Source organism: Parvimonas pharyngis (genome assembly GCF_046569675.1).
Taxonomy (GTDB): domain Bacteria; phylum Bacillota; class Clostridia; order Tissierellales; family Peptoniphilaceae; genus Parvimonas.
In genome coordinates, this window is sequence record NZ_JBKICJ010000001.1 from 187,166 (window position 1) to 199,691 (window position 12,526).

Consider the following 12,526-nt stretch of genomic DNA (forward strand, 5'->3'; position numbering starts at 1 on the left):
GTGAGTATATGCGTCTAGAATTAGGAAAAATCTTAATTAACGATGTTAAATTTTGTTCAGAAACAAAAGTTGACAAAGGTGTTTTATACATTAATAAAGAAGAATTAATAGATCATTTAATGGATGATGAACACTTAAAATCAGTAGACGTAGATCTTGCAAAACCAGGTGAAAGTGTAAGAATTACTCCAATTAAGGATGTTGTAGAACCAAGAGTAAAGGTTAACGGAGCAGGCGGAGTATTCCCTGGAATGATTTCAAAAGTTGATGTAGTTGGTTCAGGAAGAACTCATGTTCTTAAGGGAGCAGCAGTAATGACAGTTGGTAAAATAGTAGGTTTCCAAGAAGGTATTGTTGATATGCAAGGACCTGGAGCTGAATATACACCATTTTCAAAAACTAATAATATAGTTTTAATAGTGGAACCAGCTGAAGGAGTTGCTACTCATGCTTATGAAAAAGCTGTTAGAATGGCAGGATTAAAAGCTGCTACTTATCTTGGATTAGCTGGTAAAGAAGTTGAACCAGATGAAGTAGAAGTATTTGAAACTAAACCATTATTTGAACAAGCTGAAGAATTAAAACATTTACCAAAAGTAGCTTATGTACAAATGTTACAATCTCAAGGATTATTACACGATACATATGTTTATGGTGTAGATGCAAAACAAATAGTTCCAACTTTATTATATCCAACTGAATTGATGGATGGAGCTATCTTAAGTGGTAACTGTGTATCTTCATGTGATAAGAATACAACATATCATCACTTAAATAACCCTGTTGTTAGAGCAATGTATGAACAACATGGAAAAGAAATTAACTTCGTTGGTGTTATTATCACTAATGAAAATGTATATTTAGCAGATAAAGAAAGATCATCAAATTGGACTGCTAAATTATGTGAATTTTTAAATCTTGATGGAGCTATCGTATCACAAGAAGGATTCGGTAACCCAGATACAGACTTAATTATGAACTGTAAGAAAATCGAAGGTAAAGGTGTTAAGACTGTTATAATCACTGACGAATATGCAGGTAGAGATGGTGCCAGTCAATCATTAGCTGATGCTGACGCTTCTGCAAATGCAGTAGTAACTGGTGGTAATGCTAATGAAACTATCGTATTACCTAAGATGGATAAAGTTATTGGAACTTTAGACTATGTTGACATAATTGCTGGTGGATTTGATGGATCATTAAGAGAAGATGGTTCAATAGTGGTAGAATTACAAGCAATTACTGGAGCAACTAATGAATTAGGATTTAATAGATTATCAGCTACTGGCTATTAAAATCTATTAAAAAAACGGAATATTATATAAAATTAAAAGAAAATAAAAATTAAGAAAGGATGTGTAAGCGATATGGCACTTTTTACAGAAAACACAAAAGTAATCATAATCGGCGATAGAGATGGTATACCAGGACCAGCTATAGAAGAATGTGTCGCTACAACTCCTGCAGAAATAGTATTTTCAGCAACTGAATGTTTTGTCTGAACTGCAGCAGGAGCAATGGACTTAGAAAATCAAAGAAGGGTAAAAGAATTAGCAGAAAAATATGGAGTAGAAAACTGTGTAGTTCTTTTAGGAGCATCTGAAGCAGAATCAGCAGCATTAGCTGGTGAAACTGTAACAACAGGTGACCCAACTTTCGCAGGTCCATTAGCAGGAGTTCAGTTAGGACTTAAAGTATATCACGCAGTTGAACCTGAATTTAAAGCAGAAGTTGATGAATCAGTTTATGATGACCAAATTGGTATGATGGAAATGGTTCTTGACTGTGATGCTATCATTGAAGCTGTAAGTGAAATTAGAAATTCATTATAATTTGTAATTAAGATAAAATCATATATAAATATATGATAGAGAGGTGATTAGTGTGGAAAAATTAAGAGTAGTTCACTATATAAACCAATTCTTTGCTGGTATAGGTGGAGAAGAAAAGGCAGATTACAAACCAGAAGTTAGAGAAGAAAAAATCGGACCTGGTTTAGCATTAAATGCTGGTTTTAACGGTGAAGCTGAAATAGTTGCTACTATTATTTGTGGTGATAGCTATTTTGGTGAAAATATGGACCAAGCTAAAGCAGAAGTTTTAGAAATGGTTAAGAAATACAATCCAGATTTATTCATAGCAGGTCCTGCATTCAATGCTGGTCGTTATGGAGTTGCTGCTGGTACAATTACTGAAGCAGTTCAAAATGAACTAGGAATTCCAGCTTTAACTGGTATGTATATTGAAAACCCAGGTGCAGATATGTTTAAGAAGAGCATATATGTGATTTCAACAAAGAATAGCGCTGCAGGTATGAAAGATGCTGTAAGCAAAATGGTTCCACTTGCATTGAAACTTGTTAGAGGAGAAGAAATTGGTTCTCCAGCTGAAGAAGGATACATTGAAAGAGGAATTAGAAAGAATATATTTAGAGAAGATTTCGGTGGTAAAAGAGCAGTTAATATGATGATCAAAAAGTTAAAGGGAGAAGAATTCGAAACAGAATTCCCAATGCCAAACTTTGATAGAGTTGATCCAAATCCAGCTGTTAAAGATATTACAAAAGCTAAAATTGCTTTAGTAACATCTGGTGGTATTGTACCTCATGGAAACCCAGACCATATTGAATCTTCATCTGCTTCAAAATATGGTAAGTATGATATTGAAGGTGTTTTAGATCTTAAAGAAGGTGAATGGGAAACTGCTCACGGTGGTTATGACCCTGTTTATGCTAACCAAGATTCAGACAGAGTTTTACCAGTTGACGTTTTAAGAGAACTTGAAAAGAATGGTGAAATTGGAAGTCTTCATAGATATTTCTATACAACAGTAGGAAATGGTACAGCAGTAGCTTCTTCTAAAGCTTTTGCAGAAGAATTTAGTAAAGAGTTAGTTGCTGACGGAGTAGATGCAGTTATATTAACATCTACTTGAGGTACTTGTACACGTTGCGGTGCAACGATGGTAAAAGAAGTTGAGAGAGCTGGAATACCAGTAGTACACATTTGTACAGTAACTCCAATTTCAATGACAGTAGGAGCTAACAGAATTGTTCCTGCTATTGCAATTCCTCACCCATTAGGTAATCCTAAATTATCTGCTGAAGAAGAATATGCATTAAGAATGGGTATTGTTAAAAAAGCATTAAAAGCTTTATCAACTGAAGTTGAAGGACAAACAATATTTGAATAATTTTTTAATAAAAAAGGTGTCAAATATTGACACCTTTTTAATTTAATGGTATGCTATTACTAAGGGTAGTTGGCTTATGTAGTTGGCTTATGTAGTTGGCTTATATAGAATACATACTATACTATCTGTTTTTTATATTAAAGGAGGTAATTAAGATGAATTTTCCTGTATTAAAAGGAACTTCTTACGTATTAGTTCATGCACCAGACATGATAATCCAAAATGGAACAACTCAAACTACTGAAAAGGCTTTAAATCCTAATTCAGACTATTTAAAGGAAATACCAAATCATATTAGAAAATATGAAGAAGTACTAAACTATTTACCAAACCAAGTTTATATTGGTAATAAAAGACCTGAAGATTTAAAGGCTGTACCACAACCATGGTCAGATCCTGAAAAATATTTATCAGGTGCTCCAAGAGAAGGTAAATATGGTGAAATAATGCCAGAACATGAATTTATAGGTCTTATGAAGATTTGTGATGCTTTTGATTTAGTTTTACTTAATAAAGAATTTACTGAATTAGTAAAAGCAGATTTAGAAAAGCACCCATTAATTAATGAAGGCTTACTTGCTAGATTAAAAGAAGGTGTTGAACAATCAGTTCTTGAAGGACATATGGATAATCATGCCGAAGGATTATTTTTTGAAGATAAATTAGTAGGTGTTGTTACTAGAGCTCATGATGTAGATGTTAACTTATCTGCTCATGTTATGTTTGAAAATTTAGTAACAAAAGCATCTGCTTTATTAGCAGCTTTACATTTAGTTGCAAAGAACAATTTAGATCCTAACGAAGTAGAATATGTAATTGAATGTTCAGAAGAAGCATGTGGAGATATGAACCAAAGAGGTGGTGGTAACTTCGCAAAATCTATAGCTGAATTAGCTGGATTCGATAATGCTTCAGGATCTGACTTAAGAGGATTCTGTGCTGCTCCTACTCATACATTAATTACAGCTTCATCACATGTACATGCAGGAACATTTAAACATGTTGTTATAGTAGCAGGTGGAAGTACTGCTAAATTAGGTATGAATGGTAAAGATCACGTAAAAAAAGATTTACCAATATTAGAAGACTGTATTGGTGGATTTGCTGCATTAATTTCTGAAAATGATGGAGTAAACCCAATTTTAAGAACAGATATCGTTGGAAGACATACTGTGGGAACAGGTTCTTCACCACAAGCTGTAATGTCATCATTAGTTACTGCTCCATTAGAAAAAGCTAATTTAACAGTTAAGGATGTTGATAAATATTCAGCAGAAATGCAAAACCCAGATATTACTAAACCAGCAGGAGCTGGAGACGTTCCAAATGCTAACTTTAAGATGATTGGAGCATTAGGAGTAATGAAAAAACAATTAGAAAAAACTGAAATAAATGAATTTATAGAAAATCATGGTATGGAAGGATGGGCTCCAACTCAAGGACATATTCCTTCAGGAGTTCCTTATTTAGGATTCTGCCGTGAAGATTTAACTTCAGGTGATTTAAATAGAACTATGATTATAGGTAAAGGATCATTATTCTTAGGAAGAATGACTAACTTATTTGATGGTGTTTCAATTGTTTTAGAAAGAAATTCAGGTGAATTAGAAGATAACTCTGGAGTTTCTAAAGAAGAAGTTAAGAAATTAGTTGCTGAAGCAATGAAAAATTTTGCATCTTCTTTAATTGAAGAATAGAGGTGATTTAATGTCTGATATAAAAAAAGTAATTGGTAATGTTTTTGAAGAAATTGCTACTGGTTTAGAAACTGGTGCTTTTACATCAAGACCAAGAATTGCTGTTACAACTTTAGGCAGTGAACACGGATTGGAAAATGTCGTTAAGGGTGCTGAATTAGCTCAATCAAGAGATAAAAGTGTTGAATATTGTATAATAGGACCAGAAGTAAAAACTTCATTAAAACAATATGTTGTTGCTAATGATGAAGAAGGTTATAAAGTAATGGAATCACTTTTAGATAGTGGAGAAATTGATGGTTGTGTAACTATGCATTATAGTTTCCCAATCGGAGTATCTACTGTTGGTAGAGTTGTAACACCTGCTGCTGCTAAAGAAATGATTATTGCAACAACAACAGGAACATCCTCTGCACATAGAGTAGAAGGTATGGTAAAAAATGGTATCTATGGTATTATTGTTGCTAAAGCTTTAGGTATTGAAAATCCTACAGTTGGTATTTTAAATCTAGATAATGCCGTTTCTGTTGAAAGAGCATTTAAAGAATTAAAAGATAATGGCTATGATATAAACTTTGCTGAATCAAATAGATCTGACGGTGGAGTGTTAATGAGAGGAAATGACTTATTACAAGGTGTTCCAGATGTTATGGTTAATGACACATTAACTGGTAACCTACTAATGAAAGTATTCTCTTCATATACCACTGGTGGAAGCTTTGAAGCTATGGGTTATGGTTATGGTCCTGGAATAGGTGAAGGATATGATAGATTAGTACTAATTATATCTAGAGCATCTGGTTTCCCTGTAATCGCTAATGCTATGAGATATGCAGGCCAATTAGTAAAAGGAAATATCAAAGAAGTTTCTAAAAAAGAATTTGAAAAAGCAAATAAAGCTGGTCTTAAAGCTATTTTAGAAAAAATTACTTCAGCTGGAGCTAAAAAAGCAGAACCAGAAGAAGATATTAAATGTCCTGCAGAAGAACAAGCTACTGCTACAATTGGTGGTATTGATATTCTTGAACTTGAAGATGCTAAGGTTGCTTTATGGAAAAATAATATTTTTGCAAAAACTGGAATGGGATGTACTGGACCAGTTATCATGGTAAATGATGCAAATCTTGAAAAATCTAAAGAAATCTTAACAAAAGAAGGATATATTTCTTAATATTAAATTTAAAGAGAGCTTTTAGCTCTCTTTTTGTTTGAAAATATAGAAAAGTGGTATAATTATAATGTCTTAGTAAAAAGGCAAAAATAGGAGGTATTAATATGAGTTTAATCGGAAAGAAAATTGAAGAATTTGATGTTCCAGCATATTATGATGGAGATCTAATAAGAGTATCAAACAAAGATTTAGAAGGAAAATGGAGTGTATTATTCTTCTACCCAGGAGATTTTACATTTGTATGTCCAACAGAATTAGAAGACTTAGCTTTAAGCTATGATAAATTTAAAGAAATTGGTTGTGAAATTTATTCAGTATCTACTGATTCTGAATTCGTTCATAAGGCTTGGTGGGACGCTTCTGAAACAATCAGAAAAATTCAGTATCCAATGATTTCAGATAGAGCTTTAGCTCTTTCAGAACAATTTGGTGTTTTAATTGAAGGAGAAGGTCAAGCATTAAGAGGCACATTCGTTGTTAACCCTCAAGGTGAAATTGTTCTTTATGAAGTAAATGCTAATGGAATTGGAAGAAATGCTAAAGAATTATTAAGAAAAGTTCAAGCGGCGCAATTCGTAGCTAAACATGGAGATAAAGTATGTCCTGCAAGATGGGAACCAGGTGATGAAACTTTAACACCAGGATTAGACTTAGTTGGTAAAATCTAATTAAAAATTTATTTAGACCAGAATATTTTCTGGTCTTTTTTTGTTGAAATTTAATTGTTTTCATGATATAATATATCTAATATTTTGTATAATAAAAAAATTGAATATGAGCATATAAAAGAGGAGTAGTTTAAAAGAAATTTTTAGAGAGAATTTATTTGGTGAAAAAATTCATTTTCTTTTTTATGAAGGTAGCTTTTTAGCTTTGAAAGACGGGTAATTACGTTATAAATTAAGAGAGTCATTTTATGAAAATTAGGTGGTACCGCGATAACTTCGTCCTATAATTGGGATGAAGTTTTTTTATTTAATACACTAATTTTTAAAAAATGTATTCATATAATAACAAATACTTATTTTATTATTATTTATAGGAGGTACTATGAAAAATTTAGAAAAAACTTATAATCCAAAAGATTTTGAAAAGAAAATTTACAATAGTTGGTTAGAAGATAAAGATTTTGTAGCTGAAGTTAATCCAAATAAGACACCATATACAATTGTTATGCCACCACCAAATGTAACAGGTAATTTGCATTTAGGTCATGCATTAAATAATACTATTCAAGATATTTTGATTCGTTGGAAAAGAATGAGTGGATATGAAGCACTTTGGGTTCCTGGTACTGATCACGCATCTATTTCAACAGAAGCTAAAGTTGTTGAAAAAATAAAAAATGATGGAAATTCTAAAGAAAAATTAGGAAGAGATGGATTTTTAAAAGAAGCTTGGGATTGGACTGAAAAATATGGTGGAAACATAAAAAATCAACTTAAAACATTAGGAGTTTCTTGTGATTGGTCTAGAGATGCATTTACATTAGATGAAAATCTATCTAAAGCAGTTGAAGAAGTATTTATAAAAATGTATAATGATGGTTTAATTTATAGAGGAGATAGAATTGTTAATTGGTGTTGTAATTGCGGTACTGCAATTTCAGATGCAGAAGTAGAACATATGGAGGAAGAAGGAAATTTTTATCATATAAAATACTTTTTTAAAGATAGTGATGAATATTTAACAATTGCAACAACAAGACCTGAAACAATGTTAGGAGACTTGGCAGTTGCAGTACATCCAGATGATGATAGATATAAAGACAAAGTTGGTAATACTTTAATTTTACCAATTGTAAATAAGGAGATACCATTAATTGCAGATGAGTATGTGGATATGGAATTTGGAACTGGTTGTGTTAAAATAACTCCTTCCCATGATCCAAATGACTTTGAAGTTGGAAATAGACATAATTTAGGACAAAAATTAATGATGGATTATGATGGAAAAATAGCAGAAGGATTTGGCAAATTTTCTGGTATGGATAGAAAAGAAGCTAGAAAAGAAATTGTAAAAGAATTAGAATCCCAAGGTTACCTAATAAAAATAGAACCACATAATCATGCAGTTGGACATTGTGAAAGATGTAAAACTACTATAGAACCAATTATTTCAAAACAATGGTTTGTAAAAATGGAAGAATTAGCAAAACCAGCAAAACAAGCATATTTAGATGGGAAATTAAATATTATTCCTGAAAGATTTGGAAAAGTTTATATTAATTGGTTAGATAATATTAAAGATTGGTGTATTTCTCGTCAATTGTGGTGGGGTCATAGACTTCCTGTATATTATTGCAAGGAAAGTGGAGATGTTGTAGTAAGTAGAACTGAACCAAAAGAAGATGGAAAAACTTTTGTTAGAGATGAAGATACACTAGATACTTGGTTTTCTTCTGCATTATGGCCATTTTCAACTCTTGGATGGCCTAATGAAACATCTGACTTAGAATACTTTTTTCCAACAGAAACATTAGTTACGGGTTATGACATTCTATTTTTCTGGGTAATTAGAATGGTGTTTTCTAGTTTATATAATCTAAAAGAAGTACCGTTTAAAAATGTATATTTTACAGGACTAATTAGAGATGAACTTGGTAGAAAAATGAGTAAGTCATTAGGTAATGGTATTGATCCGCTAGAAATTATAGATAAATATGGTGCGGATGCTTTAAGATTTACATTAGTTGGAGGAAATACTCCAGGTAATGATATGAGATTCTATGAAAAGAGAGTAGAATCAAATAGAAATTTTGCAAATAAACTTTGGAATGCTTCAAGATTTGTACTAATGAATTTAAATGAAGATGAAATTTATGATATAGACTTTAATAAAATTGAAGTTGAGGATAAATGGATTTTAACAAGATTAAATAGAACAATTGAAGAATTATCTTTAAATTTATCTAAATTTGAATTTGGTTTAGCTTCAGCAAAAATTTATGATTTTATCTGGAATGAATTTTGTGATTGGTATATTGAATTTTCTAAAACACGATTATATGGTGATAATTTAGAAAATAAACTTGTTGCAAAGTCAGTATTAGTTTATGTATTAAATAATATTCTAAAATTATTACATCCTTTCATGCCTTTTATTACTGAAGAAATATATTCTTTCTTACCAAATGTTAATGAAAAACTAATTAATGCAGAATTTCCAGTTTATGATAGAAAATGTATATTTATTGAAGAAGAATTAGAAGTAGAAAATTTAATAGAAACAATAACTGCTATAAGAAATAAAAGAAGTGAAAAAAATATTCCTCCTTCAAAAAAATCTGATTTATTTTTTGTTTCAAATAATGAAGTAACAAAAAACTATACAGTAGAATTAGAACATCTATATAGATTTTTAGCTTCTTGTTCAAAAGTAATCGTGATGGATAAAGATGAAGAAGTTGATAATTCAATGGTTGTAATATGTAATAATCAGAAAATTTATATTCCTTTAGATGGGTTAGTTGACTATGAAAAAGAACTTGAGAAATTGAATCAAGATTTACAAAAATATGAATCAGAAATTAAGAGGGCATCCTCAAAACTTTCTAATGAAAAATTTGTAAATAATGCTCCTGAAAAAGTTGTTAACGAGGAGAAAGAAAAACTAGAAAAATATAAAAATATTTATAATGAAATATTATCAAGTATTGAAAAAATTAAAAATAACTAAGAATAATTAGGTGATACTATGAATGTTGATTTTAATGTTATATTTATGACTTTTTTAATTGTAATACTAGTTAGTATTCAATATACTTTAAATAAAATATTGATTATTTTAAAAGAAATTAAAGATTCAGAGAAAAAGAAGTTAGACTTTGAAAAAAACAAAAAAATTGCAAAGGAGGATTATTTTGATGAACAAAAGAGAGGTTATTAGATTTACAAGAGAAGAAATTTCTAATAGGATAAAAGAACTTGGTAAACAAATTTCAAAAGACTATTCTGGTAAAGAATTAGTTGCAATAGGTCTTTTAAGAGGAAGTTTCGTGTTTCTTGCTGATTTAGTTAGAGAAATTGATACTCCTATTGTAGTTGATTTTATAACAACTTCTTCTTATGAAGATGCTGAAATATCTTCTGGAAAAGTTAATATTATTTCTGATTTAAGAGAAAATGTAGAAGGAAAAGATGTTCTTATAGTTGATGATATTATGGACTCTGGAAATACTTTAAAGAATATTAAAGAATATATTCAAAGTAAAAATCCTAGAAGTATAAAGACATGTGTTATGCTAGATAAGCCTAGTAGAAGACAAGTAGATATTACTCCTGATTATTTTGGTTATGAAATTGAAGACTGGTTTATAGTTGGATATGGATTAAATTATGGAAGTAAATATAGAAATATTCCATATATATTTTCATATGAGGATTAATCATGTACAATAGATTTTCTTATATTTATGATGATCTTATGAAAAGGCAAGTAGACTACGAACTACTTGCCTCTAATCTTATAAAAATTTGTCAACAATATCAAATAGATGTAAAAAATGTATTAGAGTGTGGTATGGGAAGTGGAAACTTAACAGAAACTCTATTAAAAAGAGGATTTAATGTTGATGGTTTTGATATTTCTGATGAAATGTTATCTATAGCATATAATAAATTAATAGATTATAAGAATGTAAATATTTTAAAAGGTGATATTAGAACTTTTGTAACTAGTAAAAAATATGATTTAATATGTTGTTTTTTTGATGTCTTAAATTATATAAAAACAATAGATGATATTGAGCTTTTTTTAAAAAATGCAAAAAAACAGATGAATGAAAATTCTATTTTAATGTTTGATATTAATACAGAATATAAACTTAAAGAATACTTAGGAAATAATACTTTTGTATCCGAAGAAGAAGATTTTTTTTATGTTTGGAGAAACTATATCAAAAAAAATTACATTGATTTTGAAATTGATTTTTTTATAAAAAATGAAAATAATACTTATGAAAAAATTAAAGAAATTCAGAGACAATATATACACTCAGAAAATGATATTATTCAATTATTTGAAAAAAACGAATTGAAAATTTTGGATATTAAAGATTTTGAAACTTTCCAAAATAAAGAAAAAACAACATATAGAACATTATATATATTAAAAATTTAATTTGACAAAATTATATAGTAAGTATATAATTAAAAAGGATGTGAAAAGCATTCCATATATTTTTAAGGAGGTTTATATATGTTTTTTTTAACAGAAGAAGTGGCAAAACAACAATATTGGTCACTTATTAAAACAAATAATACATTGGTGTTATTAGCTATTTTATGTGCAATAGCTGCTTTCAGTATTTATCTAGAACAAACATACAGCTGGGCTGGTAAAGTAACTGGATGTATTATAGCATTAGCTTTTACAATGGTTTTATCAAATGCAAAAATTATTCCTGCTGAAGACACTAAAGCCTATGATATTGTCTGGGGTTGGGTAGTACCGCTTGCAATTCCAATGCTTTTATTTAAAGCAGATTTAAAGAAGGTATGGAAAGAATCAGGTAGAATAATTGGTATCTATTTACTTAGCGGTTTAGGTACTATTTTTGGAGCTTTTGTAGCCTTTTTCTTATTAAGAAGTTTTATTCCAGAACTTTATAAGTTAAGTGCAATGATGGTAGGAACTTATACAGGTGGTAGTATGAATTTAACTGCTATGTCAGATGCTTTTCCTTTAAATGATAAAGGTTTACTCGGATCTGCAGTAGTAGCTGATAATCTATTTATGGGAATATATTTTGTTAGTTTAACAATAATACCTACAATGAAGTTCTTTAGAAAACATTATACTCATCCTTATGAAGATGAAATGGAGAAATTAGGGAATGTTGGTGAAAACAAAGCAGCTCAATTCTGGGCCAAAAAGGATATTTCTTTATTAGATGTTGCAAAAGTTATTTCTATATCATTTGCAATAGTTGCGGTTTCTACAGAATTAGGTGGATTTATTTCTGGATTTAAGCCGGATACTAGTTCAATGGGAACAGGCTTAAAATTCTTGGTAGATTTATTATTTGGCTTAGTAGGTAGTAAATATCTATTAATGACTACTATTACTGTTATTTTAGCAACTTATACAAAGATTTTATCTAAAATTTCTGGTGCTGATGAAATAGGAACTTATTTGATTCACATATTTTTTGGTGCTATTGGTGCTCCAGCTTCTATAGAAATAATTCTTAAGAAAGCACCATGGTTATTAGTATTTTGTATAATTATTGTAGTTATTAATATGATTGTTTCTTTCATTTTTGGTAAAATTTTCAAATATTCAGTTGAAGAAATTTGTATAGCATCAAATGCTAATATTGGTGGACCTACAACTGCGGCAGCACTAGCTATTGCAAGAGGATGGAATCAATTAGTTGTACCAGGAATGTTAGTTGGTATTCTAGGATATGTTATCGGTAATTATTATGGTGTATTTATTGGTAATATATTAAAATTGTTTTAAT

Annotated in this window: 11 protein-coding genes; all 11 read left to right on the top strand. The window is 30.0% G+C overall.

Annotated elements, in window-relative coordinates:
- Positions 1-8: 8 nt before the first annotated feature.
- The 11 genes from ACLGL0_RS00920 (at position 9) to ACLGL0_RS00970 (ending at position 12,525) form a co-directional block, all read left to right on the top strand.
- The gene (locus ACLGL0_RS00920; protein ID WP_411013281.1) at positions 9-1,295 is read left to right on the top strand and encodes a glycine/sarcosine/betaine reductase component B subunit; all 1,287 of its coding nucleotides are present in this window, start codon (positions 9-11) and stop codon (positions 1,293-1,295) included.
- A 72-nt stretch (positions 1,296-1,367) separates the two neighbouring features.
- Complete coding sequence (grdA, locus tag ACLGL0_RS00925) at positions 1,368-1,832, top strand: glycine/sarcosine/betaine reductase complex selenoprotein A (protein WP_411013282.1); 465 nt, start codon at positions 1,368-1,370, stop codon at positions 1,830-1,832.
- Positions 1,833-1,884: 52 nt separating this feature from the next.
- Positions 1,885-3,192 (top strand): glycine reductase complex selenoprotein B, encoded by a 1,308-nt coding sequence (gene grdB / locus ACLGL0_RS00930; protein ID WP_411013283.1) that lies wholly within the window; start codon positions 1,885-1,887, stop codon positions 3,190-3,192.
- A 155-nt stretch (positions 3,193-3,347) separates the two neighbouring features.
- The gene (gene grdC / locus ACLGL0_RS00935) at positions 3,348-4,889 is read left to right on the top strand and encodes a glycine/sarcosine/betaine reductase complex component C subunit beta (RefSeq protein WP_411013284.1); all 1,542 of its coding nucleotides are present in this window, start codon (positions 3,348-3,350) and stop codon (positions 4,887-4,889) included.
- A gap of 10 nt (positions 4,890-4,899) precedes the next feature.
- Positions 4,900-6,060, top strand: coding sequence for a glycine/sarcosine/betaine reductase complex component C subunit alpha (gene grdD / locus ACLGL0_RS00940; protein WP_411013285.1), 1,161 nt, complete (start codon positions 4,900-4,902; stop codon positions 6,058-6,060).
- A 104-nt stretch (positions 6,061-6,164) separates the two neighbouring features.
- Positions 6,165-6,728 (top strand): alkyl hydroperoxide reductase subunit C, encoded by a 564-nt coding sequence (gene ahpC / locus ACLGL0_RS00945; RefSeq protein ID WP_411013286.1) that lies wholly within the window; start codon positions 6,165-6,167, stop codon positions 6,726-6,728.
- Between the two features lie 382 nt (positions 6,729-7,110).
- Positions 7,111-9,738: a valine--tRNA ligase gene (locus tag ACLGL0_RS00950; RefSeq protein WP_411013287.1), complete on the top strand. Its 2,628-nt coding sequence runs from the start codon at positions 7,111-7,113 to the stop codon at positions 9,736-9,738.
- 18 nt (positions 9,739-9,756) lie between these two features.
- On the top strand, positions 9,757-9,948 hold the full coding sequence (locus ACLGL0_RS00955; RefSeq protein ID WP_233055537.1) for a hypothetical protein: 192 nt from the start codon (positions 9,757-9,759) through the stop codon (positions 9,946-9,948).
- Entirely contained in the window at positions 9,926-10,447 is a 522-nt protein-coding gene (gene hpt, locus ACLGL0_RS00960) for a hypoxanthine phosphoribosyltransferase (RefSeq protein WP_233055538.1), read from the top strand. The genes ACLGL0_RS00955 and hpt overlap by 23 nt, the downstream gene beginning before the upstream one ends.
- A gap of 2 nt (positions 10,448-10,449) precedes the next feature.
- Complete coding sequence (locus tag ACLGL0_RS00965) at positions 10,450-11,181, top strand: class I SAM-dependent DNA methyltransferase (protein WP_411013288.1); 732 nt, start codon at positions 10,450-10,452, stop codon at positions 11,179-11,181.
- Between the two features lie 78 nt (positions 11,182-11,259).
- Positions 11,260-12,525, top strand: coding sequence for a DUF819 family protein (locus tag ACLGL0_RS00970; RefSeq protein WP_411013289.1), 1,266 nt, complete (start codon positions 11,260-11,262; stop codon positions 12,523-12,525).
- Position 12,526 lies beyond the last annotated feature (1 nt).